Annotated in this window: 27 protein-coding genes and 2 other annotated features; of the genes, 20 read left to right on the top strand and 7 right to left on the bottom strand. The window is 34.8% G+C overall.

The features are described 5' to 3' along the window. Positions 1 to 56: 56 nt before the first annotated feature. Positions 57 to 1,250 (top strand): GTP-binding protein, encoded by a 1,194-nt coding sequence (locus FJQ98_RS24455; protein WP_053593889.1) that lies wholly within the window; start codon positions 57 to 59, stop codon positions 1,248 to 1,250. Between the two features lie 20 nt (positions 1,251 to 1,270). On the opposite strand, the gene FJQ98_RS24450 is transcribed toward FJQ98_RS24455, so the two are convergent. Together FJQ98_RS24450 and FJQ98_RS24445 are read right to left on the bottom strand one after the other, a co-directional pair. Continuing rightward, the gene (locus FJQ98_RS24450) at positions 1,271 to 1,813 is read right to left on the bottom strand and encodes an isoprenylcysteine carboxyl methyltransferase family protein (protein ID WP_053593890.1); all 543 of its coding nucleotides are present in this window, start codon (positions 1,811 to 1,813) and stop codon (positions 1,271 to 1,273) included. A 1-nt stretch (position 1,814) separates the two neighbouring features. Next, entirely contained in the window at positions 1,815 to 2,897 is a 1,083-nt protein-coding gene (locus FJQ98_RS24445) for a type III polyketide synthase (protein ID WP_053593891.1), read from the bottom strand. Between the two features lie 424 nt (positions 2,898 to 3,321). On the opposite strand from FJQ98_RS24445, the gene FJQ98_RS24440 reads away from it, so the two are divergent. The 6 genes from FJQ98_RS24440 to FJQ98_RS24415 are packed head-to-tail and all read left to right on the top strand — an operon-like array spanning position 3,322 to position 8,361. Further along, the gene (locus FJQ98_RS24440) at positions 3,322 to 5,514 is read left to right on the top strand and encodes a cysteine peptidase family C39 domain-containing protein (protein WP_053593892.1); all 2,193 of its coding nucleotides are present in this window, start codon (positions 3,322 to 3,324) and stop codon (positions 5,512 to 5,514) included. Beyond that, positions 5,495 to 5,908, top strand: a complete 414-nt coding sequence (locus FJQ98_RS24435; RefSeq protein WP_053593893.1) for a hypothetical protein — start codon at positions 5,495 to 5,497, stop codon at positions 5,906 to 5,908. Before FJQ98_RS24440 ends, FJQ98_RS24435 begins: the two co-directional genes overlap by 20 nt. A 12-nt stretch (positions 5,909 to 5,920) precedes the next feature. Next, positions 5,921 to 6,814, top strand: a complete 894-nt coding sequence (locus tag FJQ98_RS24430) for an ABC transporter ATP-binding protein (protein WP_053593894.1) — start codon at positions 5,921 to 5,923, stop codon at positions 6,812 to 6,814. Further along, positions 6,811 to 7,488, top strand: coding sequence for an ABC transporter permease (locus FJQ98_RS24425; RefSeq protein WP_053593895.1), 678 nt, complete (start codon positions 6,811 to 6,813; stop codon positions 7,486 to 7,488). The genes FJQ98_RS24430 and FJQ98_RS24425 overlap by 4 nt, the downstream gene beginning before the upstream one ends. Before the next feature lie 4 nt (positions 7,489 to 7,492). Then, positions 7,493 to 7,903: a thioredoxin family protein gene (locus FJQ98_RS24420; protein WP_053593896.1), complete on the top strand. Its 411-nt coding sequence runs from the start codon at positions 7,493 to 7,495 to the stop codon at positions 7,901 to 7,903. A 20-nt stretch (positions 7,904 to 7,923) separates the two neighbouring features. After that, positions 7,924 to 8,361, top strand: coding sequence for a disulfide oxidoreductase (locus FJQ98_RS24415; protein ID WP_075807209.1), 438 nt, complete (start codon positions 7,924 to 7,926; stop codon positions 8,359 to 8,361). A gap of 36 nt (positions 8,362 to 8,397) precedes the next feature. Here FJQ98_RS24415 and FJQ98_RS24410 read toward each other — a convergent pair whose 3' ends face one another. Continuing rightward, the gene (locus FJQ98_RS24410; protein ID WP_053593898.1) at positions 8,398 to 9,024 is read right to left on the bottom strand and encodes a response regulator; all 627 of its coding nucleotides are present in this window, start codon (positions 9,022 to 9,024) and stop codon (positions 8,398 to 8,400) included. Positions 9,025 to 9,029: 5 nt separating this feature from the next. Continuing rightward, positions 9,030 to 11,222, bottom strand: coding sequence for a sensor histidine kinase (locus tag FJQ98_RS24405; RefSeq protein ID WP_246494251.1), 2,193 nt, complete (start codon positions 11,220 to 11,222; stop codon positions 9,030 to 9,032). Positions 11,223 to 11,378: 156 nt separating this feature from the next. Here FJQ98_RS24405 and FJQ98_RS24400 point away from each other — a divergent pair, with 156 nt between their 5' ends. Continuing rightward, entirely contained in the window at positions 11,379 to 11,552 is a 174-nt protein-coding gene (locus FJQ98_RS24400) for a hypothetical protein (protein WP_198926860.1), read from the top strand. Between the two features lie 3 nt (positions 11,553 to 11,555). Here the strand turns inward: FJQ98_RS24400 and FJQ98_RS24395 are convergent, their stop codons facing one another. Further along, positions 11,556 to 12,485, bottom strand: a complete 930-nt coding sequence (locus tag FJQ98_RS24395) for a polyprenyl synthetase family protein (protein WP_053593900.1) — start codon at positions 12,483 to 12,485, stop codon at positions 11,556 to 11,558. Between the two features lie 960 nt (positions 12,486 to 13,445). Here FJQ98_RS24395 and rsgA point away from each other — a divergent pair. The 4 genes from rsgA (at position 13,446) to metG (ending at position 18,067) form a co-directional block, all read left to right on the top strand. Further along, positions 13,446 to 14,516, top strand: a complete 1,071-nt coding sequence (rsgA, locus tag FJQ98_RS24390; protein ID WP_053593901.1) for a ribosome small subunit-dependent GTPase A — start codon at positions 13,446 to 13,448, stop codon at positions 14,514 to 14,516. A gap of 79 nt (positions 14,517 to 14,595) precedes the next feature. Further along, a complete protein-coding gene (gene fosM, locus FJQ98_RS24385) occupies positions 14,596 to 15,024 on the top strand; it encodes a FosM family fosfomycin resistance protein (protein ID WP_053593902.1) in 429 nt (142 codons plus the stop codon). Positions 15,025 to 15,076: 52 nt separating this feature from the next. Beyond that, a complete protein-coding gene (locus tag FJQ98_RS24380; protein WP_053593903.1) occupies positions 15,077 to 15,724 on the top strand; it encodes an HAD hydrolase-like protein in 648 nt (215 codons plus the stop codon). 147 nt (positions 15,725 to 15,871) lie between these two features. Continuing rightward, positions 15,872 to 16,265, top strand: a binding site (T-box leader). Positions 16,266 to 16,432: 167 nt separating this feature from the next. Continuing rightward, the gene (metG, locus tag FJQ98_RS24375; RefSeq protein ID WP_053593904.1) at positions 16,433 to 18,067 is read left to right on the top strand and encodes a methionine--tRNA ligase; all 1,635 of its coding nucleotides are present in this window, start codon (positions 16,433 to 16,435) and stop codon (positions 18,065 to 18,067) included. A 50-nt stretch (positions 18,068 to 18,117) separates the two neighbouring features. On the opposite strand, the gene FJQ98_RS24370 is transcribed toward metG, so the two are convergent. Continuing rightward, positions 18,118 to 19,689, bottom strand: a complete 1,572-nt coding sequence (locus FJQ98_RS24370) for a 2-isopropylmalate synthase (protein WP_053593905.1) — start codon at positions 19,687 to 19,689, stop codon at positions 18,118 to 18,120. Positions 19,690 to 19,816: 127 nt separating this feature from the next. Continuing rightward, positions 19,817 to 20,054 (bottom strand) — a binding site (T-box leader). A 226-nt stretch (positions 20,055 to 20,280) separates the two neighbouring features. Here FJQ98_RS24370 and FJQ98_RS24365 point away from each other — a divergent pair. From FJQ98_RS24365 to FJQ98_RS27385, 4 genes are all read left to right on the top strand, one after another. Then, positions 20,281 to 20,568, top strand: a complete 288-nt coding sequence (locus FJQ98_RS24365) for a hypothetical protein (protein ID WP_053593906.1) — start codon at positions 20,281 to 20,283, stop codon at positions 20,566 to 20,568. Further along, on the top strand, positions 20,552 to 21,301 hold the full coding sequence (locus FJQ98_RS24360) for an HAD-IIB family hydrolase (RefSeq protein WP_053593907.1): 750 nt from the start codon (positions 20,552 to 20,554) through the stop codon (positions 21,299 to 21,301). Before FJQ98_RS24365 ends, FJQ98_RS24360 begins: the two co-directional genes overlap by 17 nt. Before the next feature lie 152 nt (positions 21,302 to 21,453). Next, complete coding sequence (locus FJQ98_RS27390) at positions 21,454 to 21,615, top strand: HD domain-containing protein (RefSeq protein ID WP_277815929.1); 162 nt, start codon at positions 21,454 to 21,456, stop codon at positions 21,613 to 21,615. 47 nt (positions 21,616 to 21,662) lie between these two features. Next, positions 21,663 to 21,827 carry an HD domain-containing protein gene (locus tag FJQ98_RS27385; protein WP_277815930.1) on the top strand — a complete coding sequence of 55 codons (165 nt, stop codon included), beginning with the start codon at positions 21,663 to 21,665 and terminating at the stop codon, positions 21,825 to 21,827. A gap of 310 nt (positions 21,828 to 22,137) precedes the next feature. On the opposite strand, the gene FJQ98_RS24350 is transcribed toward FJQ98_RS27385, so the two are convergent. Beyond that, positions 22,138 to 23,832, bottom strand: coding sequence for a methyl-accepting chemotaxis protein (locus FJQ98_RS24350; RefSeq protein WP_053593908.1), 1,695 nt, complete (start codon positions 23,830 to 23,832; stop codon positions 22,138 to 22,140). Positions 23,833 to 24,143: 311 nt separating this feature from the next. Between FJQ98_RS24350 and FJQ98_RS24345 the strand changes: the two genes are divergently transcribed. From FJQ98_RS24345 to FJQ98_RS24330, 4 genes are all read left to right on the top strand, one after another. Next, positions 24,144 to 24,638 carry a DUF1648 domain-containing protein gene (locus tag FJQ98_RS24345; protein WP_053593909.1) on the top strand — a complete coding sequence of 165 codons (495 nt, stop codon included), beginning with the start codon at positions 24,144 to 24,146 and terminating at the stop codon, positions 24,636 to 24,638. A gap of 126 nt (positions 24,639 to 24,764) precedes the next feature. Next, the gene (locus tag FJQ98_RS24340; protein WP_053593910.1) at positions 24,765 to 25,421 is read left to right on the top strand and encodes a YdeI/OmpD-associated family protein; all 657 of its coding nucleotides are present in this window, start codon (positions 24,765 to 24,767) and stop codon (positions 25,419 to 25,421) included. 306 nt (positions 25,422 to 25,727) lie between these two features. Then, entirely contained in the window at positions 25,728 to 26,165 is a 438-nt protein-coding gene (locus tag FJQ98_RS24335; RefSeq protein ID WP_053593911.1) for a DUF1801 domain-containing protein, read from the top strand. After that, positions 26,162 to 26,539, top strand: coding sequence for a VOC family protein (locus FJQ98_RS24330; RefSeq protein WP_053593912.1), 378 nt, complete (start codon positions 26,162 to 26,164; stop codon positions 26,537 to 26,539). The genes FJQ98_RS24335 and FJQ98_RS24330 overlap by 4 nt, the downstream gene beginning before the upstream one ends. Positions 26,540 to 26,765: the final 226 nt, after the last annotated feature.

Below are 26,765 nucleotides of genomic sequence, written 5' to 3'. Positions count from 1 at the left end.
TATGTTTTAATTACAAACTGTAAATAGTAATTATTACGATTTAAGGAGTTGTAAAAATGACAAAGAAAATTCCCGTTACAGTGTTAAGTGGTTATTTAGGTTCTGGTAAGACAACAATGATGAATCACGTTTTACAAAATGAAAAAGATATGCGTGTTGCTGTAATCGTCAATGATATGAGTGAAATTAATATCGATGCAGAACTAATTGCAAATGGAAGCGGCATTTCACGAACAGAGGAAAAATTTGTGGAGTTATCGAATGGTTGCATTTGCTGCACGTTACGCGAGGATTTATTGCAGGAGGTGGAGCGTCTCGCGAGGCTAGGTACTATTGATTATATTTTAATTGAGTCGACAGGGATTAGCGAGCCAATACCTGTTGCCCAAACATTTAGCTATTTAGACGAGGAGCTTGGTATTGATTTAACAAAGTTTTGTCAGCTTGATACGATGGTGACTGTTGTAGATGCGAATCGTTTTTGGCATGATTTTCAGTCAGGTGAAAGCCTTTTAGAGCGTAAGGAGGCAGTTGGCGAATTAGATGAACGGGATGTTGCTGACTTACTCATTGACCAAATCGAGTTTTGTGATGTCCTTGTATTAAACAAATGTGATTTAGTATCAGATGAAGAGCTTGAAAGATTAGAGCGCATTTTACGTGCCTTACAGCCTGAAGCCAAGCTAATTCGTACAGTTGACGGTGTAATAGAGCCGGCTGAGATTTTAAATACTGGACGCTTTGATTTTGAACGGGTATCAGAATCTGCTGGCTGGTTAAAGGAATTAGAGCTTGGTCATGAAAATCATACACCTGAAACGGAGGAGTACGGCATTTCTTCTTTCGTATATAAGCGTAGAAGACCATTCCATCCAATGCGATTTGTAGAATGGTGTGATCATATGCCCGAATCGATTGTCCGAGCAAAGGGTATTATTTGGAGTGCGAAACATCAGGATGTTGCATTATTACTATCACAGGCAGGTTCATCGGCAAAAATAGAACCGGTTTCTTATTGGGTAGCCGCTTTGCTAAAAGAACAGCAGCAAGATGTTTTCTTGCAAAGCCCTGAGGTAGTAGAGGATTGGGATGAGGAATTTGGAGATCGCATGACACAGCTCGTTATTATTGGTGTTGATTTAGATAGAGAGACGATTATAAAAGAATTGGATAAATGTTTATTAACGGAAGATGAGTTTAATAACTCATGGGAAGGTTTACAAGATCCGTTCAATTGGGAATGGCATTAATATAACAAAGAAGATTTCGGCTAGGATTCCGAAATCTTCTTGTGAAATACATGATTATAATTTGTCGCATCTCGTAAAGCTTTTTCTTCAATTGGAATGCGTACAGATAGCATTGTTACATTTAAAAGTGTAAAGCAGAATGCTGTAAAATATGCTTGAAACATTATAGGCAGAAGAATAATTTCTAAGCAAACAACTGCGTAATTTGGGTGACGCATAAATGTATAAGGGCCTTTCCGTACAACTTCTGCATCAGGCAATATGAGTATTTTCGTATTCCAAAAAGACCCTAATGAACGAATACACCAAATGCGTAATGCTTGAACGGCAATAAATAATAAGAATAATAACGGAAATAAAGGCGATACACTTTTATGGTTAGTGACTACTTCAATGATTAAAAACAAGAAAAAAGCGGCGTGCAAAGTAACCATATATGGATAATGAGAAGAACCAACTTCATATGCCCCTTGTGAGAGCATCCATTTTTCATTGCGTTTTGCAATGAAAACTTCTGTCAATCTTTGTAGAATGACGAGGATCAAAATAATGTAAATCATCATGCTACTCCCTCCATTTAAGTAATACAGCTTCAGCACAGAAGCCAGGGCCGAGAGCGACGAGCAAACCAGTATCCTCTACTTGTCCTTCGTTTAACATAAATTGCTCCAATACATATAGCACCGTAGGAGACGACATATTTCCATGATATTTTAATATTTCCCGAGAAATGTCGGTTTTTTGGGAAGCTAAATAAAGCGTATCTTCATAGGCTGTTAATACTTTTTTACCGCCAGGATGTGCAATAAAATGGTTAAGCTGTTCACTGTACAGTTCATGTTCCAATAAAAATTGTTCAATGAATGGGCCGAGCCAATTGGTGATGATGGCAGGAATACTTTTCTGAAAAACGACATGTAGGCCATTATTTTTAATATTCCAGCCCATAACATTTTCAGAATCTGGCATCCACTTAGAGCCAGTTCCTATAATAGTAGGTGTTGATTTTTTGACTGCGATATTCACCTCATCTCCACAGACGAGTATACATGCTGCGCCATCCGCAAAAAGAGAGGCACCAATTAAATTACTTTTTGAAAAGTCATTTGGCTGAAAGGTTAGACTACAAAGCTCGACACAAACAACAAGAACTTTTGCTTCCGGATGAGCACGACAAAAATCATAGGCTCTACTAACACCAGCTGCACCACCAGCGCAGCCAAGTCCCCAAAGTGGAATCCGCTTAAGTCTGTCTGAAAAAGGAAGTTGATTCATAACCCGTGCATCAATACTTGGTGTGGAAATGCCTGTGCTACTCACAAAAATAATGGCATCAATATCTTTAGGAGAAATCGGTGAGTGTAAAAATGCTTCATTTTGTAAACAGGCTTGGATGACCTCAACACTGTATTGTGTAGCTAGCTCAATATATAAATCGTTGCGCTCTTCAAAGGAATGATTCGTACGGTGCCATTCTGGTGGCACACAAAAATGGCGTGTTTCAATACCACCATTCTCAAAAACTTTTAAGTAGCGCTCTAATTTAGGGATTTTTGCATGAAAAAGCTCCTTCGTTAGCTCCTCCGCATTTGTCTGTTGTAATGTGTACGGTGGTTGGTATGTACTGATAGAAGTGATCTTTGACAATTTGACATCTCCTTTGCAAATAGTGGTCTTGTTCATTGTATGCAGGGAGGGAGGGGATACATGATTCAAAAATTGTAATTGAAGATCGGAAGCAATTACTCCAAGGTGAAAATTGATATATTTTATGGAGGTTTACGATGTCTCTGTATTTTCTAGTCTAGTAAATATTGTGGGGATTGCGGGAATTACTAAATTAGTATGCGGTTTATTTGTGAGGAATCTTCGGTGTCAGGTTAGATAGATGATGGTATATTTTGTATATAGTCATTAACTACAAATGAATAGTACATATTTAGTAGCTAGTGATTAATTTTTTCTAGTAGAAAGGAGGCGTGTCAAATGAACAAACTTTCAAAAACAGAAGCTAAAAAAGTAAAAGCTGGATGGGTATGTGTAGGTTGGGGATTAATTTGTTGGGGTTAATATGAGCAAAAGCTATTGGTTATATTCTTGCAATATGGCCAATAGCTTTTCTTTAGAGATTGATTATAAAGGATGTGATGTGAAAATGTATTACCATACTATGCAAAATCAACAAAATGATTGTGGAATAGCGGTAATGAGAACTATATTACAGCAGCTCGGGCTAAAAAAAGTTACAACTACTAACATTCGGAGCTGTATAACAGAAGAAATTAATCAAGGGTTATCATTATTAGATCTAATTAATGTATTTGAAAAATTTTCAGTCATAACTGAAGCTTATGAAGTACTCGATCTAGATGAGATCTTGACAATTTCTACTCCCTTTATAGCTACAATTTCAAACAACGGCTTACCACATTATATAGTGGTACACCAAATATCTAATGAAAATATTATTATTTCTAATCCTGCTAAATCAGGAATAGAAAATATAAAAATAGAGCAATTTAAAGAGACTTTTAGCGGTTACGTTGTACTGATTGAAAAGATAAGAAACTTAGAAGTACCAAATATTCAAGAAAATAAATCTAACTTAAAACAATTTTCTGATGAAATTATCAAGGAAATACCAATCGTTGATAAACTTAAAGTTATTGTATTTACTGTTTTAAAGCTATTTATACCTATCTTAATCATTTTAGGTTTCCAATACATAATGGTATTTCAAATAGAGAAAATATCAAATCTTGATTTAGGGCTAATGTTGATTATTTCCATCTCATTGTTAATACTATATTTCATCATTAATATCGGAAATCTGAAAATAAGAAATAAAATAGAACATAGTATGCAGGAAAAAATGGTAACAGATTATTTCCAAGGAATACTAAAAGATAATGATTTCTCAGTAAAAAGCAACAGTTACTTACTAGGTTACTTTTGGAATATTATAATGTCAGTTCCAGGAATCATACAAAAATTTTACTTTAAAATTCAATTCATTGTGTTAGTCTGTTTTTTTGTCTCATTAACATTCATTAATTTATATATGGCAGTATTTTCTTTAATAGCATTTACATGTTTTAGTATTGCCATTTTAATAGCTTATAAAAAAAATTACTTGTTCCAAAAACATTTTGTAATGGAAGTAAATCAATTTAGTAACACAGTGACACAATTACTAAACTCCTTGTTAGATATAAAAATATTCCAAAAGCAACCAGATGCTATTGATTATTTAGGGAGTGGAATAAATAGATATTCTAATGTGAAAAATGACTTAAAAGTTGCTGAATCAAAATTAATGCTTTGGCAAGATATATTTGTATATTTGATAATAATCGGCGGTTTCTCATTTTATATTTTATCCTTTATGTTAAATCTAAATGTAACAGCACCGTTATTTTTATTTGGATTATTTTTGGTGTTTATTCTAGCTAATGAATCAAAAAATATTTTCAATGCGTTTTGGGAATATCAAAAAAGTAAAGTGGCTATTGAATATTTACAGTATAGAGTAAATTCAAATGAGGTTTCTAAAGAAAAATCTGAATTAGCAAATTACCTACTGGATGAACCAATTAGGGATCTTCAGTTAAAAGACATTTCTTTAAAGTATGAAGAAAAGGTAGTTTTAGAAAGAATTAGTGTCAATCTAAAAGCTGGCAATATTGTTGGATTAAAGGGTAATAACGGAAGTGGTAAGACGTCTCTGATGAAAATAATTACGGGAATTGTTGAACCTACTTCTGGAAAAATAATAATCAATAATCATGATGAGTTTGAAACGGTAGAAAGTAATTGGATGATTAATAGAGTCATGCTATATACGCCTGAATATTACATTTACAACAATACAGTCAAAAATAATTATGATTTTAATGTATTCAGTGAAAAATCTCAAAGTATTGTTTCAGAAGAAACAGTAGATTTTAAGCTGGATTATCCAGATAATTTTGTTGTTGAGTTAGATGGAAAAAATATATCTTTTGGCCAAAAAAATAAGATATTATTACTACGCTCTATGAAAGTGGAGAGAGATATATATTTATTAGATGAACCTTCTACTGGTTTAGATATTAAATCTACTATTTCTTTAATAGAAAGCATTAAACAGTTAGCGAAGAAGAATAACAAAATAGTACTTATTGCAACCCATGATCCACTGTTGCTAGATATTTGTGATGAGATCATCGATTTGGATGAACAAAAATTAGAAAGGGTTGGAATTAGTGAAGAACAATTTCTCTAAAATTTTTTTAGTTGTATTTATTATTATTGCTTTTGTAACGGTTGGGGTGTTTTTAATAAATAAAGATAACGTAAGGGTTGGATTCGAGACTGATGAAGAGGTAGTACTTCAAAATGGAACCTATTCTGTTGAAGAACTAAAGTTAAATGGGACATATGCTGTAGTAGCTATTGCAGGCAATGGAGATGTTTCTCAGCTTACTGGAGAAAGTAAAGAATTGTCAAAAGAAACATTCAATGATGAACTATATAAAGATATTCAAAAACGAGCACCGAAGCATATGGAAAATCATATTATTTATGAAGAAGGTACAAAAGTAAATATAGAGAAATCAGTAAAAAGTATAAGAGTTCAGGGAGACGACCTTTTTAAAATTAAACTAATTAAAAGATAGGGAGGGGTCTTAATGTTAGAACTTAAAAACGTGTCCAAAAACTATTCGAATAAAGCAGCTCTGTCGAATATTAATATTACGTTACATTCTTCAGAATTTATTGGGTTAATAGGATCAAATGGTGCAGGAAAAAGCACCTTCATGAAAGTTATTTTAGGATTAATACCTAATTATGAAGGGGAGGTTTTTTGGCGAGGACAACTAATGACAAACAAAAATAGAATTGAACTTTTAAATGAAACAAAAGCCATTATTGAAACTCCGAGCTTTTTTCCGCATTTATCTGGGGAGGGAAATTTAAGTTATTTTGCAAAATTAGATGGTATTAATAATAAGGAAAAAATTCATGAGGCTTTAAAATTTGTTCAATTGTTTGATGCCAGGGGGAAAAAGTTTCGTAATTACTCTTTAGGGATGAAACAGAAACTGGCTATTGCTCGTGTGTTAATAACAGATGCTTCATTATTAATCTTAGATGAACCTTTTAATGGATTAGACCCTGTAGCAAAAGAAGAAATAAAAGAACTTCTTCAAGATCTTTCTTCACAGGGCAAGACATTGCTTGTATCAAGCCATCTGTTGGAAGAGTTAGAAGAACTGTCAGATAGAATTATTGTTTTAGAAAATGGTTCTATTATTAAGGATATTAATTGGAACGTGCAAAGTATATCAACCTTTGAAATTTCAATCAAAGAGAATCAAAAGATATTTATTGAGAATAAGTTAGGAGATATAACGAGATATAACATTACGTTAGAGCCTGACAAAATAATAGTTGATATCGAACGATCAGCATTACCAGAATTTCTAAAAATATTAGTAGACAGAAAAATAGAATTTTATGAGGTTAACAATGTTTCAAGACAATTGAAACAATTCTTCATTAAAAAAGGGGAAATAGCATGAACGGATCCAGATTAATTGGCAGTGAATGGGGGAGATATAAAGTTAGTTTTTTTTTCTATCTCTTTTTTTTAGCAGTTATTACTGCTCCATTTGTGACAAGGACTATAAATGCTGAAATTATTGATGAGGCTATTTTATTAGTCATAATTACTTTGACGACTGTAGTATTAGCAGCTACAGAAATGCCTAGATTAATTGAATCAGGTATTATACGTTCCATTCTTTTAAGCAATATTTCACGAGAGAGTTTCTATGTATTTCAATTCGTAAAATATATTGGAATATTTTTCGTATCCTTTTTTTTTGGAATGGTATCATTTTTCATAGCATTTCCAAAGTTAATAGATGTTAATTGGATAGTTGAGAGATTTATCATATATTTAGTAATCCTGATTTTTTACAGTTCTTTCTCTCAGTGCTTAAGTGTTTTCTTTAAAAAAACCGTGGAAACATTAATGACATGTATAGTATCTTTATTTATCCTAGTTCCGATTTTTAATTCATTCTTTAATGAGAATAATTTATATAAGAAACTTCCATTTTTATATTTAGAGCCTAAGAACTTGTTAATGCTTTCACTTAGTGAGTTATTATATCCTTTTATCTTATTAATATGCTGCAGTGTAATTATTCAATTTATAGGATTGAATAAAATGAAAAAGATGGAGGTATAGAATATTGAAAAGTAGACTAACATTGATAATTACTTTGTTAATTTTAGTTGGCTCATGCGTATTCTTTTTTAAAAACTTTAATACTACTAAAGCTACCGTTTTATACGAAGAACTGAATGCCGAACAGTTTGAAGAAATAATCCAAAAGCAAGGTACAGCTACGTTTTTCTTTGGAAGAGCTACCTGTCAAGCTTGTAGAGAGTTTAATCCAATATTAAACGAAGCAATAGGTAAAACTAATGCTCAAGTTTATTATTTAGATTGTGATCAAATGACGATAAGGGATATTGCTAAAAAATTTAATGTAAAAGAAACGCCGACTCTTTTAATAACAGAAAACGGGAAAGAGATTGATAAATATATTGGTTTACAGAAGTTAGATAAAACAATTGAAATATTATCCACTAAATATTAAATATTGAGGTATAGAATCCTATGAAAGAAAAGAGCCTAATTTTAATTACTTGGTTAGTATCGCTTACCGCTACACTGTCAAGTCTGTATTTTAGTGAAGTGAAAAATTTCATCCCCTGTGAATTATGTTGGTATCAAAGAATATTAATGTATCCATTAGTCATTATTTTAGGTTTAAGTTTAAATGAGCGAGATAGAATTTCAAAAAAATATATTTTAATGTTTTCCATCCCAGGAGCTTGCCTTTCCTTCTATCATTATTTAATACAAAAAACTTCTATTACATCGTTTTGTTCTTTAGAATCTGAATGTACTGGAACATATATAAATTGGCTGGGCTTTGTAACAATTCCTTTTTTAGCTTTTATTGCTTTTCTTTTAATATCATTTTTTACTATTTTACAGTCTATTACTGTAAAAAAAGCGATTTTAAAACAGAGCCAACCCATTAGGATGTAAACCTTTATGAATCAGGTTAGAAAATATTTTGGAAATTTACTGTTTCAAAATTTTTAAACGTAGTACCTCTGATACAGCTTCTGTACGTGAAGTGACGTCTAATTTTTTATAAATTTTAGTTAAGTTATATTCAATTGCACGTGTACTCATATACAATTGATCAGCAATTTCTTGATTACTATATCCCTTTACCAAATCTTGAAGAATTAATAATTCTTTCTGAGTGAGTAATGCATTTAAATCCTCGTTCGAGTGAGAAGATAGTTTATATTGTTTTACTAAGTCTAAAGGTAATAACACATACCCTCTTAAAGTTGCACGTATTGTCATTATTAAATCTTGATAGGGGACGGTCTTACTGACTATCCCACAAATATTCAAATTCATAAGAGAGTTAAATTGTGAATAGTAATCAAATCCTGTATATAAAATGACTTTAGCTTGAGGTTGTATTTCTAATAGTTTTTTAGTTAAATCCATACCAGAGCACTTAGGCATTTGAATATCGAATAAGTAAACATCGTAATTTCGAGTTTCAAATTCGTTATAAACTTCTTCTAATTCGTGTAGATAGGTAACTTTAAAATCCTGTTCATTTTCTAATATAGCTTTAGTACCTAGACCGACCATTTGGTGATCGTCTACCAAAAGGATGTGAATCAATTTTTTCACCTCGGAATTGTTATATGAATTTCTACACCATGGTCAATTTCTGTAAGAAAGACGATAGTTCCTTTAAAACTATGAACTCTTTCTTTTATACCATTTAGTCCCGTATGTGTAGTATTGGCTGCTGTAGTAGTTGGGGTAAACCCCTTACCGTTGTCTCGATAGTCAAGATAAATATTTTTTTCATCTTCCCATAAACTTAGGGAGATGATAGACGCTTTAGCATGTTTATTGGCGTTGTTGAGAAGCTCTTGAATAACGCGGTAAATGCAAATCTCTAGATTGTAATCGTAATGTTCAATTTTAGTAGGAAGATCATATTTTATTTCATAGTTAACTTTCGCCTGCATCTTAGCACATAATTCTTCTAATGCTAGAGCTAATCCAACCTCCGCTATTAGATTTGGTCGTAACTCATTGCAAGTAGTTCGAATTTGTTGAATGACATCTTGCATTCCGTTCTTTATTTGATTCAATTGCTTCAATGTTTCTATCGGAAGATTGAAATTCGTAACTATTAAGTTTTCAAGTGTACGATAACAAATAATTTGATCTTGTAAAGCAGAATCATGAAGATCAGCTGCTAAACGTTTTCTTTCTTGCTCGGATAGCTGAAACAAAAAACGAGATAGCGTAGAAGAAGATTGTGTCTGTTGAAGCTTGGTTTGTTCAATAGAATGAATTAGATTTTCAACGGCAAAAATGTTTTCATATACGAGCCTTAAATATTTGACAATATTAATAAACCATACTTTTTCATGAAGGTTAAAAATGGTTTGATTCTTTTTATAGCCAATCCATATATATGTATGGGTAGATTCGATAGTATAAATTCTCATACCTAACAAACCCTGATATTCAAGCAAATCTATATTTTTATGATTACGCATCAGATCTTTAAATTTTTCAGAAAGGTGAATGGCTTGTTTGTTTCTTGAAATTTCTTCTAACTGAAAATCGTCTTTAAGATAGTCAAATGTTATAAAAGCAATAATGCTTGGCCCTAATGATTCTTGAAGTTGGCTGATAAACAAATTTTTTAAATCATTTTCTTTCATACTTGATGATAATTTTTCAATAAAAAATTCAAGTTGCTGAGACAAACTATCATTCCGCATCCAAAGTCGGTGTCGAAGGATGAAGTCCACTTTCTCTTTGATAAAAAGTAAAATAACAATAATACTTGCAGTTACAAAAATTAATAAGAAAAAATATAAAATATTAGAATTAAGATTTAAGTTGCCATAAACAATAATTATAGCAAGGGTACTTGCAGGTAAAAGTGAAAGTAAAAAGTAATAAGGAATTTGATGTGAAATGAAATCTAAATCAATTAATTGTTTAGAAACAGCTAAGTAGAAATAGCCAATAGGGATGATAAATAAAGAAATTACAACAGCATAGTCATCCAAGTAAGGTAAATTTAGTATAAAAGGTAATGCATGCAGCAATATAAATGGTGTGAATGCAAGGACATTAATCCATACTAACCATTTTAGGATAATCTTGCCATCGTGAGATGTGTTTTTTATGTAGTAATAGCATAATAAGCTAATCACAAAAAAAACGTTTGCGCAGAAGTAAAATAAAATTAAATTTGCACTAATTGCTGAAATAGGTCCTTGATATAATAAATTTGATATTCTGATTAATATGACAATTGTGCATAAAACTTTATTAAATTTAAACCACATAGATGATTGTTGCTGAATAATTCCTTTGTCATGAAGAAGAGCAAAGATAAATAAAACTAAAAACAATGATCCAAGTGGCAGAAAAGTAGCGATGATGATATTAGCAATAATATCTCCCCTTCCAGACTCGGTCGAAGCAAATAAACTCAAAGCAGCTGATAACAAGAATCCAATGAAATATCGATTTACTGCATTCGGAGATTTAACCATTAATATTGATAAAACTAGTGCTAGTATAGAAAAAATACTTGTAATAATTAGTTCTTCAATAGTTTGTCTTGTTTCAAACTTTGGAATAGCAAATATTTGCGTGAATTTACCATCTGTAATTTCTACTTCGCTGCCACTGTTTATAGAGACATCAGAGATTGCCTGTCCGTCAACCTTTGTAATAATATCACCGGGTGAAACGGCTGTATGACGTACCCATCCATCGTTTTTATTAATCTGGGTTATTATATAGTCACCAGATGAATTACTAGAAATATTTATACCCATATATGGGTTGAGCATTAATGAAAATAAATAAAAATGTAAAATTATAAATAGACCACATAAGACTAAAAAGACTTTTTAAAAAACCATAATTTCGCTTCCTGTCATTAATAGTGTTTTTAAGAACAAATAACATATAGTTGAAAGGATGTAATGTAAATGTTAATGGATTTAGTTCATTTTTTATTAAATAATTCGAGTAATGTCGGGCAAGAAAAATTGGTGAATATGGTATCCGCAGATGAAATTAAAATAATTACGGATACTCTGAAATCGCTTGAAAGCGCAAATACTTCTATTCTACCAGCTTCAATCTCTTGGACTTCAAAATAACTTCTAAACGTTGATAGTAAGAAGTAAATGTTTATGCTTAGTAGGGATATCTAAAGAATATATACAATCCTTAAACTTCTTAAGATATATTTGCTCAACAACTTTACAGTATGTTATTGCACCACCATTATCGATACAAAGCTGTAATGTTTGACGTTCACTATCAAGCAATTCTTCAAAGGAGACATTTTTATTATAATATTCCTTTATTGATGCAAACCTCGGATCTTGTATGTGTAGATAATATAAAATAGGAAGTGTCTTCTTTTTACCTTTCATATCATTTTTATGTTTCGTGTATAATACATCATTCACATCGTTTCTTACTTGTGCAATAATGCCGAGATAATATGAGTATTCTTTTATTTTTTCAAATGTTGTTGGGCATACATTTCCGGCACCAAGTAAATTTGCCAATAAAATGAGAGACCCTGATTTTAATGCTGTCATGTCAAAATACTCTTGTTCAGTAGTAAGGTCATTAATTAAATCAGCGTGTTGCCCATTAATTGCATCAAGTAGTGATGGGTATATAATGTTATGTAAGAAAATTTTTACATCATCAGAACAATCAATAGAGTGTATTCTTTGGAAAGCTATAAACAAATACCCAAGTAGAATATTTAAATTACAACTAAGGGTTTTATTACTCCAAGGATTACACGAAGCATCATTATCTTGAATATCATCCAATATATCAGCTGATAAAAGAATAAGTTCTACAATGGTTTGAATTTCTATTAATTCTTTTTTATTATGTACATTTCTAAAAACGTTGTAGTGTATTTCAGTTAGTTTTGAGAAACTTAAAGGTTGATTGAATTTATATTGTATGTATTCAATGGCAGTATCTTGTAATTGCTGATTGAAAAAAGACTCAATAATCCAATTAGATGCACAATCCATAATTTCTTTTTGGGAAGTAGTGTTCATATTTTTCTCCTTTCTTTATAAAATGTCTGTAAGTAAGGGAGTGTATTTTTTACAATATTAGTAATTATGTAAGTATATTACAGTATAACATGGTTGTTTATAAATGGTTAAGATGTTTTAAATATTTAGTAGATAGTTCTTTATAAAGCCTCTTTAATAATTGTTTTTTTACGATAACACATTTTATAATGGTGCCCAAATCAACTTTTGTTGGATCATATTTTGATAATCTCTTTATTGGACATTTTTAATTTATGAGTTTTTTATTATTTGAAAGACTTTTGTCGAGTATATTGTTGAAAGATGTTCAACGTATTAGTAATCTATTATGTACAAAGTCCTCTAAAGGGATGCCCTGTTAAAAGTCAACTTGTCTTTTTATTAAGTAATCTCTTTTTAGATTTTTGAAAAAAGGATTTCTATTTTTAAAGTTTCATCATCAAAAGAATATGATTGGCGTGGAGGATTGGCAACTCCTTTGGAATCACCCAGAGTGAGACAATAGAGGGAAGAAGGCTAAAAGCATATAGTGTCCTGTATCGATTGACGCCTTTGCGGCTAACTCCTATTACAGAAGAGGCAAATCGGCCGCTCTCAGATAAGCGACGGTCGGAACAGAATAACCCAGACGTTATGGTGATGGAACTTTTGAAAAGAAATCTTATAATTGACAATTTCAGAATATTTTGCTACATTAGAATAAATAAATCGGAAGTAGGTGATGTGACATGATGAATAGAGCCGCTTTTAACGAACTGCAATTCGGTTTGTTCAATTTCACACGCCTAAATTATATAAATTGACCACGCATTGTATTTAAATCACAATTGTGGTGATTTGTATATTCTCTTAAATGTGCCTGTGAACCTTGTAACTGCCGAATTGCGCAGAGACATGGTTTTTTTGTGTTTATTTTCAAAATTGATTACAAATGATATGCATATTTAGGAGGAAAACAAATTGAATTTAACAACTTTAGGATTTTCAACATATTTTGAAGAGCAAATGACTGGATTTAAACAGGAGGCTAAGCTAGCGAATTGTGTACCGGCTAGGGTGACATTAGAACATAAGCATTCCTATCGTGTATTGGCTGAAGAAGGAGAGTGGCTGGCAACGATTGCTGGACATTATGCGTATACATCATTAGCACGTGAGGATTACCCAGCGGTTGGGGATTGGGTGCTAGTTGAGAAAATGCCTGGTGAGGAAAAGGCCATTATTCATAAATTGTTTACACGAAAATCAGTCTTTTCCCGCAAGGCCGCCGGGGGGGAAGTACAAGAGCAGATTGTAGCATCGAATGTTGATATCGTGCTTCTAGTGATGAGCTTAAATGCCGACTTTAATATTCGCCGTTTAGAACGCTATTTAGTTGCAGCGTGGGATTCAGGAGCAAAGCCAATCATTGTATTGACGAAGGCTGATCTCTGTGAAGATGTTTCTAGTAAAATACGTGAGGTTGAATCTGTAGCGTTTGGTGTGGATATTTTTGTGACTAGTGCTCTGTCAGGTGAGGGCTTAGAAGATATTCGTGTGTTATTTACGGAAGGTGTGACAGGAGCATTACTTGGCTCTTCTGGCGCAGGGAAATCCACATTGACTAATGCAATAAGTGGCGAGGAGCTTATGAAGGTTTCGGGTATTCGTGAAGATGATGCGAAGGGGCGCCATACAACAACACATCGTGAATTAGTTTTATTGCCAGGTGGTGGTTGTTTAATTGATACACCCGGAATGCGAGAGTTACAATTATGGGAGAGTGACAGCTTATCCTCTAGTTTTAAGGATATTGAGGAACTTTCTACAGCCTGTCATTACAGGGATTGCACACATAAGAAGGAGCCACATTGTGCTGTACAGCAAGCCATTACAGATGGTGTGCTTGAACAATCACGTCTCCAAAGCTACTTTAAATTGCAAAGAGAGCTTGCTTTTATTGAACGAAAAGCAAATGCACAGGCAAAACTAAATGAGCAACGCAAATCAAAGCAAATTGCGAAGGGGAAGAAAGGAAAAAAATCAAATTAAACGAAACTTGATATGAGGGTTAAAGGTTATCGGCGAGAATCACACTTTTATCAGCGATTTCAAAGTTGGAGGCACACGCATGACAATCCAAAACATAAATCATTTATTATTTTCAGTTTCAAATCTTGAAAAATCCATTGCATTCTATGAAAAGGTTTTTGACGCAAAATTACTAGTGAAGGGGAAAAGTACAGCCTATTTTGATGTAAATGGGCTGTGGCTTGCCCTGAATGTAGAACAGGATATTCCACGCAATGAAATACATCAATCCTATACACATATAGCGTTTTCTATCCAGGAGGACGATTATGACAAAATGTATGAAAAGCTAATCCAACTTAATGTCAATATTCTAGAAGGCAGACAAAGAGATGTGCGGGATAAAAAATCGATTTACTTCACGGATCCAGACGGTCATAAATTCGAATTTCATACAGGGACCTTACAGGATCGATTGGATTATTATAAGAAGGAAAAAATGCATATGGAGTTTTTTGATGTCTTATAGTTGCAACACTCCTTCTAATGAAAACGTTGATAATAGTAGAAGGGGTGATTTTATGAAAAAAGCTATTATTTTTGATATGGATGGTACTTTATTTCAAACAAACCTAATATTAGAGCCAGCACTATCGGCAACGTTCGATGTGTTACGTGCAAAGGGCATGTGGCAGGGAGAAACACCGATAGAGAAATACCGAGAAATTATGGGTGTTCCATTACCTGTTGTCTGGGAAACGTTATGCCCAATGCACACATTAGAGACACGCGAAGAAAGCAATGCATTATTCCATGTTAAACTTATTGAGCAAGTACGTAATCGCCAGGGCGCATTGTATCCAAATGCAGAGCAAACACTTGCTACTTTGGCAGAAAACTATGATTTATTCATAGCCAGTAATGGACAAACTGAATATTTACAAGCAATAGTAGAAACCTATCAATTACAGCGCTTTATTAAAGGTACATATAGTATTCAGTCCATTTCGAGCGGTCATAAATCTGATTTAGTGAAAAAGGTAATCGAGGAAAATGCCATTCAACGCGGGGCAGTTGTTGGTGATCGTTCTTCTGATATTCAGGCAGCTCAAGACAATCAGTTGCTCTCAGTGGGCGTACGCTTTGACTTTGCGCAGGAGACGGAATTACAAAAAGCAGACATAGTCATAGATGATTTGAAAGAGCTACTTTATATAAAACTAGGATAAAATTTTTTTATCGACTACATTTTCTGATTTATCACCCAACTTTTTTGATTTATCGCCTAACTTTTTCATTTTATCGAGAACTTTCAGTCATTTATCGACATACATTGCAATTCAAGAGAAGAAAGAGTAAAATGGTGGAAATCTATAGTAAAAGCATTGATAAGGAAAAGTAAATTGGGTAAGTATTATATAGAGAGCCTCTGTTGGTGGAAATGAGGTAAATGCCCCCTTTGGAAAATGACCTTTGAGCTTCGTACCGAAAGCAAGTTTGCGAGTAGATTACGACGAGATGGGCACTCGTTACAACAGCGACAGTATCTCTCACTTCTTTGAGCAGGTGTTTAAACACCTGCTCAAAGAAGTAAGCCTCCGGCGGATGTCACAGAATCGGAAAGGAGTTCTTTGTGCGAGCACAAAGCCGATTCCGGACGCAATTATGCCGAGGCATAATTGATAAAATGAAATGAGACGTACTGATGGAGGCAAATAGTGTGAGCTATTTGTAAATATAGGTGGTAACACGGGTATACTCGTCCTAATCAATTTTGATTAGGGCGTTTTTTTATACACTTTTTTCAGGTGTGTTGATTAGGGAAATATAGATTTATTATTGATCGGTAAAAAGATTCTGATTAATTGGGATGAATAAAAATGGTTAATTAACACACCTTACACTTTTTACAATTTTTTTGAGGGGAGCAACTTAGGATGACGATTGTTATTGGAGGCGCGTGGCCATATGCAAATGGTTCTTTGCATTTAGGGCATGTCGCCGCATTATTACCAGGTGATATTTTGGCTAGATATTACCGACAAAAGGGCGAGAAGGTATTATATGTGTCGGGTAGTGACTGTAATGGTACACCGATTTCTATTCGGGCTGCACAGGAAAATACGACAACGGAAGCAATTGCTAATCATTATCACGAGGAGTTTACAGGATGCTTTAATGATTTAGGATTTACCTATGATTTGTATACGAGAACAGATGCGCAGCACCATCATGAATCGGTTCAGACGATTTTTTTACAGCTACTAGCGAATAATTTTTTATACAAAAAGAAAATTGAACAAGCTTATTGTGAAACGGACAAGCAGTTTTTGCCTGACCGATTTGTAGAGGGGATTTGTCCAAACTGTGGTGCGAAGGCACGTGGTGACCAATGTGATAATTGCTCAACAATTTTAGACCCACTCGATTTAATCGATAAACGCTGTAAAATTTGTGGGAATGAGCCAATTATCAAGGAGACAGAGCATTTTTATTTTGCATTTAGTCAGTTTCAAGGGAGGCTGGAGACTTATTTAGCAGAGGCAAAGGCAGAAAAACGCTGGCGTGACAATGCTTTAGGTTTAACAGAGCGTTACTTGGCAGAAGGGGTTCCAGACCGCGCTGTAACAAGGGATTTACCAAATGGAATAGATGTGCCAGTCCCAGGCTTTGAAGGCAAAAAAATATATGTGTGGATTGAAGCAGTAGCAGGTTACTTAACAGCGAGTATTGAATGGGCAAAGCAGCATCAAATAGCTATTGAAGATTTGTGGAATGAAGAAACGACTTCGTATTATGTGCATGGTAAGGATAATATTCCATTCCATACAGTTATATGGCCAGCCATTCTAATCGGGATAGGAGCAAAGGCCTTACCTACACATATTGTATCAAACGAATATTTAACATTAGAAAAACGAAAATTATCGACGAGCCAAAATTGGGCGGTGTGGGTGCCTTATATTTTGAGTCGATACGATGCAGATTCTATTCGTTATTTTTTAACAATGAATGCACCAGAAAATCGTGATACTGATTTCTCTTGGCGAGAATTTATTTATAGTCATAATGGCGAATTACTTGGCGCTTATGGTAATTTTGTCAATCGTACATTGAAGTTTTTAGAGAAATCGTTTGATCGTCAAGTGCCCCATGCTAAGGTAGATGGGACTATTCGAAAACAAACGATTCAGCTCTTTAATGAGGTTGGAATTCATATAGAAGCAGGTCATTTCAAACAAGCTTTAGAGGCCATTTTTGAATATATTCGTGCAGCAAATCGTTATTTTGATGAGCAACAGCCATGGCTACAGGTGAAAGAGAATGTGGAAGCTGGAAATCGAACATTAGCAACATGTGTTTATATTATTGCAAATCTTGGACAGCTATTACATCCATTTTTACCGTTCTCAGCTGAGAAGGTGAGAAAAATGTTAGGGATCAATGAAGTGATGTGGCATGAGCAAGTGGACTTACCAGAAAGCATTAGCGAAGTGACACCACTGTTTGAACGTCTTGATGTTGAATTGATTGAAGAGGAGTATCAAAAGTTAGTGAAGGACAGTCGATAGGAAAATACGAAAGCAGTATGACTTAATATTGTCATACTGCTTTCGACTATTTAGTTCATAACAGGCGTTAATTTAGCAACCACAATACTATTGATGGCATTAATATAAGCTAGCGCACTCGCTTTTAATATATCTGTATCCGCAGCTTTTGCGATATACTTTTCACCTTCATGCTCGATTGTTATTTTTACTTTACCAAGCGCTTCTTTACCACGAGAAACACTATTGATATTATATTCCACAAGTTTCACATCAATGTTTGTAATTTCTGCGATGGCTGAATACAGGGCATCAATTGGACCTGATCCAACTGCACTTGCTTTAAAAACCTCGTCACCTTTACGAACTTTTACACTTGCTGAAGGGAAGCTTGCGTTGCTGACGACTTGTAAATCATCGAAATCAAAGAATTGATCACTATAATGAGTGGCATTCGCATTGTTGGCGTCATGTTTTTCATAATAGCTTTCAACAATAACGTATAAATCGTGATCGTATACTTCTTTCTTCGCATCGGCAAGCCTCAAGAAGCCTTCGAAGATTCCTTCAAATTCATCTGTAGAAAGATTTGAAAAGCCAAGTTTTTCAAGGGCATTTTTCACGGCGTGACGCCCAGAGCGAGCTGTAAGAACTAGCTCCATATCATCAAGACCTACATCTTCTGGATGCACAATTTCATAGGCATCACGAGATTTCAGAAGGCCATCTTGATGAATACCCGAGGAATGGGCAAAAGCATTATCTCCAGTAATGGCTTTGTTTACTTGTACGTCTAAGCCCATAAAGCTAGAAACAAGACGAGACGTATTCATAATTTCTCTTGTGTTGATACGTGTCGCAGCATTGTATACAGAGCTACGTGTTTTCAACGCCATTACGACTTCTTCTAATGCTGCATTACCTGCGCGTTCACCAATGCCGTTAATGGTACATTCTACTTTATCAGCGCCATTTTTAATCGCAGCAAGCGTGTTAGCAGTTGCCATACCAAGATCATTGTGGCAATGAACACTTAGTAAAACGCTATCGTTTAAGTTTTTCATGCGGTCATTTAGTTTATAAATCATCGCTCCAAATTCTTCTGGCTCTGCAAAGCCGACTGTGTCAGGTACATTAATCATTGTTGCACCAGCCTTCATTACGGCTTCAATTGTTTTCCAAAGATACTCGAAATCTGAACGAGATGCGTCTTCTGTTGAGTATTGGACTTGTGGTAGAAGAGTTTTCGCATATTTTACTGCATCAACGCCAATTTGTAGAATTTGATCCTTAGATTTGCTAAATTTTTTCTCAACATGAATATCAGAAGTACCAAGCACCATATGAATCATAGGATTTTCAGCGTATTTTACAGCGTTATAAACAGCATCAATATCTGCCTGTACAGCACGTGCTAAAGCAGTAATCATAATGTCACTTGTATGACCAACTTTTTGTGCGACAGCTTTAACTGCATCAAAATCACCTTGTGATGAAGCAGGGAAACCAGCTTCGATAATATCGACGCCTAATTTTTTGAGTTGCTGTGCAATCTCTACTTTTTCGTATAAATTCAGTTTTGCACCAGGCACTTGCTCGCCATCACGTAAAGTTGTATCAAACACCCAAATTTTTCTTCCCATTTTCAAACACTCCTTTTTAGTAGTTGACTTTTTATTAATGTTGACTCTGCATTGCATTATTTGCTCTGCTAGAGATGAAACCTACACTTAGGCCAATAAATAAAAAAAACCCGCCTCTATATAAAAATATAGAGACGAGTTTATGCTCGCGGTACCACTCTAATTGACCTTCTCTTTACAGAAAAAGTCCCCTTATCGACAGCTATCACTGTCTATCCTGTTAACGGAGGAAACCGACATCCCTTACTCAAGGTTCAGGGAGTAGCTCATGGACGAGTTCAAAATGTGTGCCTATCGGTTTGCACCAACCACCGACTCTCTACAAGTACACTTGCATTTCTACTTTTTCCAATCTTGGCCTACAATGTGTTGTTGAAAGCAATAATACTTGGATATCACCTGAATGTCAATAATATTCTAAAAATTATTTCTTTTCTGTCTTGTATAGGGGCGATAATTATCAATCGTCTGATAACCAAAAAAACCCCTTAATTTTGGCTCATAAACAATAGCTGGGATGGTATTTGATAAAGCCTCCGGACGCAATTACGCCAAGGCGAAATTGATATAAGTTGATGAAGTGGAGGCTGGGTGACTCCTTGTGAATCAGCGTCACAGATTAGACCCTGGAGCGGGAAGCGAAGTAGTTCATCGGATGCCCCCCAGGAAGCTTTGCTCTGCGCGAAAGCGAAGCGTCAGCAACAACTGTTTTCTGTAGCGAAAGTGAAGCGACAGCTACAAAGCGCCCAGTTGGAACGGAAATCAGCCCCACGTTATGATAATAATCATTATTTTCACAATGAATGTAAATTTTTATGGGATAATAAAAGGGGAATTAACAGTTTAGAAAGAAGGCGTGACTATGAAATTTGTATTTGATTTAGACGGTACGATTTGTTTTAAGGGTCAACCATTAAGTAAGGGAATTACTAATGCTCTAGAAGCTTGCATCGAGAATGGCCATGAAATCATTTTTGCATCAGCTCGTCCGATTCGTGATTTATTACCTGTATTACCGGAAACCATGCGGAAGTTCCCAATGGTAGGGGGAAATGGTGCATTTGTTGCACAGAACGGAGAAACTGTTGAGGTAACTGCATTTACAGGGGAAATTGTAGAAGCGATTCAAAACATTATGTTGGCATTTCAACTGCCATATTTAGTTGATGGTGATTGGGATTATGCGTATACAGGTAGTGAGGCACATCCAATTCATCAAAATTTAGATCCACTAAAACTTGCGAAAAACGTGTCATTACATGAACTAAAAGATATCGTAAAAATTGTTTTATTTCCTGGAGAGCAACATAAAGAAATATTAGCTGAATTACAGCAGTTGCCTATTTCATTATACGAGCATAGTGCAGAAAATATTGTAGATATGAGTCCTAATGGCATTGATAAATGGAATGGCTTAATGAAATTAGGTGTCGCTGAAGGTGGATTTATCGCGTTTGGGAATGATGCGAACGATGCATCCATGTTTGTAAAGGCGAAAGAAAGCATTTGTGTAGGTGAGCATAAGGTACGTGAGCTTGCGTCCTTACAAGTACCAAGTGACGAGGTAGCAGTAATTGACATGCTAAATACGTTAAATGAAAAGTACAAATAAGGGGTACCGACCATGGATTTACGTAACGTGAAAAACTTTTGCATGAGTCGGAAGGCTTGAAACATGGGCTATGACATAGTGGCTTTCAGAAAGAAGACAGGAAAGTGTAGCCGAGAATACATAGCGAGTTGCATTAATGGCGATGGTTATAGATGAACATTTACCGCAAAAAAATTAATAGTGAACGTCTATTAAAAATAATTATTATACATGATTTAGTAGAGGTTTATGCAACTGATATTCCAGCATTTGATACGATGAATAATGCTACGCTAAAAGCAGAAAAGAGACAAAATGAAATTCTAGCGATTTAGAAAATAAGAGATATGCTAGGCAATGACACTGGCATCAGTTTTATGATTTGTGGTTTGAATTTGAGTATAAAGATACATATGAAGCGAAAGTGGCAAATGCATTAGATAAACTTGAAGTACAAATACAGACAATGAAGCTGCCATTGAAACATGGGTACCGATTGAGCATGAAACGACATTTTTGCTCGGAAAACATACTGAATTTGACGTAGTGTTAACTGAGCTCAAGGATCTTATTGAAGCGGAAGGTGCTGAGAAATTAAGGCAGGTAGGTTTTAATAAATGAAATCATTGAATGACATATACTAGATTCGAAGTTTCCTCCCAACTTATATTTAATTACAAGTTGGGAGGATTTTTTTATAAAAAGTTAATTTGTCAATGAAATAGATTATCAAAATATGTTTGATAATCAACAAATCTTGATTTTGGTAACCTTGAAATTAGTGCTATTATTTTGTTAATAAATCTGGGTTAAGGGTTGTAATGTTAATCAATACTGAACGCCTACTCTTATCATTTTCACTCCACTTTAAAACGAGAAACCTGTGTTTGTAATTCCTCGGCCATATTTGATAGCGTAGCAGCAGAAGCGGCAACTTCTTCAATAGTTGCTAGTTGTTCCTCAGATGCAGAAGCTACATTTTGCAAATTAGCAGAAGACGTTTGTGCGATCGTTGCTATTTCATCGAAGGATGCGTAAATTTGCTCAGCATTTGATGACATTTCTTCAGAAACTGTCGTTGCTTCTTGAATTTGCTTGGATACTTGTTCAATCAGTTCAACGATTTTTGAGAAGCCTTCCTCAGCTACTTTTACAACTTGCATACCCACCTGTACCTCTTGTGTACCAGTATCCATGACAGTTACGGCACGGTTTGTATCTTGTTGGATTTCTGAAATCAAAGTTGCAATTTGTTCCGCTGATTTCTTGGATTGCTCCGCTAATTTTTTCACTTCGTTTGCAACTACTGCAAAGCCACGGCCATGATCCCCTGCACGTGCTGCCTCAATTGCAGCATTCAATGCTAGTAAATTTGTTTGCTCTGCGATATCCGTAATGAGGCCAATAATATTACCGATTTCAACGGAATGGCTTTCTAAGTTTTTTACAACGCTAGCAGACTCTAAAACTGCTGTATTAATTGTGTCCATCTGTGCAATAACGCGGTGTAGTGATTCATTTCCTTTATTAGCTTCAGTATTTGTCTCTATAGCAAGCTCAGAAACGGCAGCTGTAGTTGTAGCTAATTGTTGAATGCCGTTTGTCATATTTTTCATAGCGTCTGAGCTTTCAGTAGCATTTTTGCCTTGAGCTTCGGAACCGCTTGCTACTTCTTGTATGGAGGAAGTAATTTGCTCTGTCGCTTGGATAGTTTGTTCAGCACTTGCGGTTAACTCAGCAGCGGAGCCACTTACCTGTACGGTGTTATGACGTACATTTGTAATAAGATCCTTTAAATTTAGCGCCATTTGATTAAAGGCAAGTCCTAAATCACCCACCTCATCACGATTTTTAATGTGAATTTGTTCAGCCGTTAAATCGCCCTCAGCAATCTTCTTTGCAGCCTTTGCCATACCTTTGATAGGACGAGAAATAATGCTTCCCATCACAATAGCAATTATCAGACTAACGACGACAGCAAACACTCCAAGAATAATCATTTGGAATTTAATAGCTTGAATCTCTTTTGCTGTAGCAGCGATTTTTCCTTCTATATACTCATCCTGGTAGTTGGCGAGGTTTTCTACGCGTTCATCAAATTGTTTAATAATAAGGCGGCCTTGTGTGCTATCAAGCTTTTCATATTGCTCAGTTTCTCCAGCAGCTTTTAATGAAAACATGCGATCTGCAAACTGTTGGACATCTTTCTCACTTTTATTAATAGCCTCAAATAATTCGATAGATTTTTTAGAATCGAATGATGCTATTAATTCATCATATTTCTGTTTAAATTCTTCACGTGAAGCCGAATTACTTTGAAGATTATGTTTGTCACCAAGTAATAGATAGCCTCTCATACTTACAATTTCTTGTTTTGCAATCACGCGTAGTTCTTGAATACTAATAGATTTAGTTGTTTGTTCTTCAAGTAACACACGATATGTCTTGTTTACAGAATTAAGCTGTTTAAAATTTAATCCGATTGTGCCAACTAACACTAAAATAACAATAAAAAAACCGAGTATTAACTTCTTGTAGATAGTAAATCGCATAGTTGTAGTTTCCTTTCTCAGTAATTTAGTAGAAATGTTACAAAAAAATGAAATATGTATATACCATTTATATCAGATTATATGAATTTTACAAAGTATTATGAGTATTTTCACTATAACAAATGGAATTAAGAAGGAAGTAAGTTGTAGATAAAATGATAAAAAAAGCAGAATAAATTGCCATTTTACGGTTAACGAAGGTGGATAGTTAACGATATAACACACACAATTATGACAATTTTCACAAATTTGAAACTTAATGAATTGTAGTAACGTAGAATTAATGAAGAAACGAGCAAGGATGTGGGAAGATGTATAGACCGATTTTGAAATTGCCAAAAACGAAATATGAAAAGATATGGGACTATATTGGTGCCGGGATTTTTGTGCTATCCATCCTTTATATTTTTGTAATGTGGGGCAAACTACCAGAGGAGATTCCAGGCCATTTTAATGGTGCAGGAGAAGTTGATCGTTGGGGTTCAAAAATGGAATTATTCATTCTTCCGTTTATCGGAATCTTTCTATGGATTTTGCTAGGATTACTTGAAAAAGCTCCCCATATGCATAATTACCCAGCACGCTTAAACGAAAGTAATGTAGAAGCATTTTATTTAAATAGCCGAAAAATATTAAATGAAGTAAAAAACTGCTGCCTAATTTTATTTGCAGCTATATCATTCCAAGTGGTACGTATTGCTCTTGGAGAGGCAGAGACTCTTGGTTGGTGGTTCCTGCCAATAGTGCTAATTGGAACAGCCATTCCGATTATTAAAGGTATAGTGGCGACTTCAAAAATAAAGTAGCTTAATAAGTTCTTAAACGCTTGAGAAAATGTTCGAGCGTTTTTTTGTACGAAAATTTCACTAAATCAGCTATACTATCAAAACCAAGAGAAAATTGTATTAATAATTAAAAGAGGTGTCAAAGCTATGCAAAAGAAATTTAAACTTAAGGATGGACTATCCATTGCAATTCAGAATCAACCGCAGGATTTGATACTAGAGGGGATTTCCCATTCAGGAGATGCACCATATGATCGTATTATTGTCTTTGTGTTTCATATTGATGAAATGGTAACGTTTTTACAAAATGCACTAAAGTCAAACAATCTCGTGGAACAGGGCTATTTATTTTTTGTTTATCCGAAAAAGGATAATAAGAAGTATGAACAGTTTATCCATCGCGATGAAATTTTCCCAGCTATTCAAGTGGACGAGGAAAAATACATTGTTGGCAGTGATTATAAATTTGCAAGTCTTATGTCGCTAGATGAGACATTTTCTATAGTAAGCATCAAGAGAGATGGTAAGGGACGCGGCAAGAAGAAGACAGCGAGTAGTCAGTGCGTTAGTGACTATGAAGGAATGGTTCCTCAATTGCGTGATTCACTTGCAGAAAATCCAGATGATTTAACACTTTATGATGGATTAACACCGGGGTATCAAAAGGATTGGGCTCGTTATATCTATAGTGCGAAGAAGGAAGAGACGCAAATAGCACGTTTAGAGGAGATGCGTGAAATTATTAGATTAGGCTACAAAACAAAGGAATTATACCGAAAGGCAAAGGCCGAGGGTCAAGCATAAATGACAAAGAGGCATATTGATTCCTTTTGCAGATGTCATATGGATGATGCTATATTCATTGAGCTAGTAGAACGGAAATCAGTTTCTTCTAATTTGGTTCATTGCCGAAAATTGGGTATGATATTTATTAAAACGCATGACATTTCAGTTGATTGGAGTGGAGGCTGGGGATCAGTGTCACAGATGAACCATGGGGCGAGCAACATCAGAACGGAAATCAGCCACACGTTATGGAATGAGTCTTCTAATTAATATAAATAGATCAACACATCAAGTAATAATTCTTTGTTGAAAAGAGGGTGGAGTATGAAAAACACATATATTGAACAAGTGGATGAAAAATGGCGGGAGGGTTTTGCCAAACTTGTGGATGTGGTAGAAAGTAACTTACCAGAGGGTTTTGAACAAAGCATGTATTATGACATGATAAGCTATGTTGTACCGTTCTCAACTTATCCGAAGGGCTATCATGTCACACCAAATACTCCCTTGCCCTTTATAAGTCTTGCTGCACAAAAACGTCATATTGCAGTGTACCATATGGGTATTTACGCAGATCAAGCGTTACTCTCATGGTTCCAAGAGGAATATGCGAAGCGAGTACCGACAAAGCTTAATATGGGGAAAAGCTGTATTCGTTTTACAAGCACTAAAAATATTCCGTATGAGTTAATTGGAGAGCTTGTTTCGAAGATGACGCCAGCACAATGGATTACAAAATATGAAGGGGAGTTAAATAAATGAAAAGTGCCACTACATTTTTAATGTTTCAGGGACAAGCTAATGAAGCTATTCAGCAATATCAACAATGGTTTTCAGAATTACAGGTGGAAAGCTTAACTTATATGGAAAACTCACAACAAGTTGCGATGGCTGTTCTTCATTTAAAGGGTTTGAAAATGATGGTGAATGATAGTGTAATACAGCATAACTTTACGTTTACACCATCAACTTCTATTTTTGTGGAATGTGAGTCTGAAGAAGAAATCGACAGTCTAGTTGCTCAAATTTTAGAGGGCGGACAGGCGTTAATGCCACTTGATAATTATGGATTTTCTAAGAAATTTGCCTGGATCCAGGATCGTTTCGGTGTGTCATGGCAACTAACGTATAATTAAATTTAGGGATAAATGAATATGCCTCATCGCCAAAAGTAAGGGATGACATTTGTTAAAACATATGCCATGTATATAAGTTGATTGGAGTGAAGGCTGGACGCCCCAGGAAAGCGCCCAGTCGGAATGGAAATCAACCTCACGTTATGGAGATGAGCCATTGACATGAATAAACGGATGGAATAAGCTCTTATGCCACTAGAGGATGATACAAAAATCCGATGCAATA

Source organism: Lysinibacillus agricola (genome assembly GCF_016638705.1).
GTDB lineage: Bacteria > Bacillota > Bacilli > Bacillales_A > Planococcaceae > Lysinibacillus > Lysinibacillus agricola.
The sequence above is the reverse complement of the archived record's forward strand: the minus strand, read 5'-3'. Positions and strand labels throughout refer to the sequence as shown.

Excerpts from the sequence above, each read along its gene's own strand:
- FJQ98_RS24455 (WP_053593889.1), top strand. The coding sequence starts at position 57 with ATGACAAAGAAAATTCCCGTTACAGTGTTAAGTGGTTATTTAGGTTCT.
- FJQ98_RS24450 (WP_053593890.1), bottom strand. The coding sequence starts at position 1,813 with ATGATGATTTACATTATTTTGATCCTCGTCATTCTACAAAGATTGACA.
- FJQ98_RS24440 (WP_053593892.1), top strand. The coding sequence starts at position 3,322 with ATGAGCAAAAGCTATTGGTTATATTCTTGCAATATGGCCAATAGCTTT.
- FJQ98_RS24430 (WP_053593894.1), top strand. The coding sequence starts at position 5,921 with ATGTTAGAACTTAAAAACGTGTCCAAAAACTATTCGAATAAAGCAGCT.
- FJQ98_RS24425 (WP_053593895.1), top strand. The coding sequence starts at position 6,811 with ATGAACGGATCCAGATTAATTGGCAGTGAATGGGGGAGATATAAAGTT.
- FJQ98_RS24415 (WP_075807209.1), top strand. The coding sequence starts at position 7,924 with ATGAAAGAAAAGAGCCTAATTTTAATTACTTGGTTAGTATCGCTTACC.
- FJQ98_RS24405 (WP_246494251.1), bottom strand. The coding sequence starts at position 11,222 with ATGGGTATAAATATTTCTAGTAATTCATCTGGTGACTATATAATAACC.
- FJQ98_RS24400 (WP_198926860.1), top strand. The coding sequence starts at position 11,379 with ATGTTAATGGATTTAGTTCATTTTTTATTAAATAATTCGAGTAATGTC.
- FJQ98_RS24395 (WP_053593900.1), bottom strand. The coding sequence starts at position 12,485 with ATGAACACTACTTCCCAAAAAGAAATTATGGATTGTGCATCTAATTGG.
- fosM (WP_053593902.1), top strand. The coding sequence starts at position 14,596 with ATGACAATCCAAAACATAAATCATTTATTATTTTCAGTTTCAAATCTT.
- FJQ98_RS24380 (WP_053593903.1), top strand. The coding sequence starts at position 15,077 with ATGAAAAAAGCTATTATTTTTGATATGGATGGTACTTTATTTCAAACA.
- metG (WP_053593904.1), top strand. The coding sequence starts at position 16,433 with ATGACGATTGTTATTGGAGGCGCGTGGCCATATGCAAATGGTTCTTTG.
- FJQ98_RS24370 (WP_053593905.1), bottom strand. The coding sequence starts at position 19,689 with ATGGGAAGAAAAATTTGGGTGTTTGATACAACTTTACGTGATGGCGAG.
- FJQ98_RS24360 (WP_053593907.1), top strand. The coding sequence starts at position 20,552 with ATGAAATTTGTATTTGATTTAGACGGTACGATTTGTTTTAAGGGTCAA.
- FJQ98_RS27390 (WP_277815929.1), top strand. The coding sequence starts at position 21,454 with ATGAACATTTACCGCAAAAAAATTAATAGTGAACGTCTATTAAAAATA.
- FJQ98_RS24350 (WP_053593908.1), bottom strand. The coding sequence starts at position 23,832 with ATGCGATTTACTATCTACAAGAAGTTAATACTCGGTTTTTTTATTGTT.
- FJQ98_RS24345 (WP_053593909.1), top strand. The coding sequence starts at position 24,144 with ATGTATAGACCGATTTTGAAATTGCCAAAAACGAAATATGAAAAGATA.
- FJQ98_RS24340 (WP_053593910.1), top strand. The coding sequence starts at position 24,765 with ATGCAAAAGAAATTTAAACTTAAGGATGGACTATCCATTGCAATTCAG.
- FJQ98_RS24335 (WP_053593911.1), top strand. The coding sequence starts at position 25,728 with ATGAAAAACACATATATTGAACAAGTGGATGAAAAATGGCGGGAGGGT.
- FJQ98_RS24330 (WP_053593912.1), top strand. The coding sequence starts at position 26,162 with ATGAAAAGTGCCACTACATTTTTAATGTTTCAGGGACAAGCTAATGAA.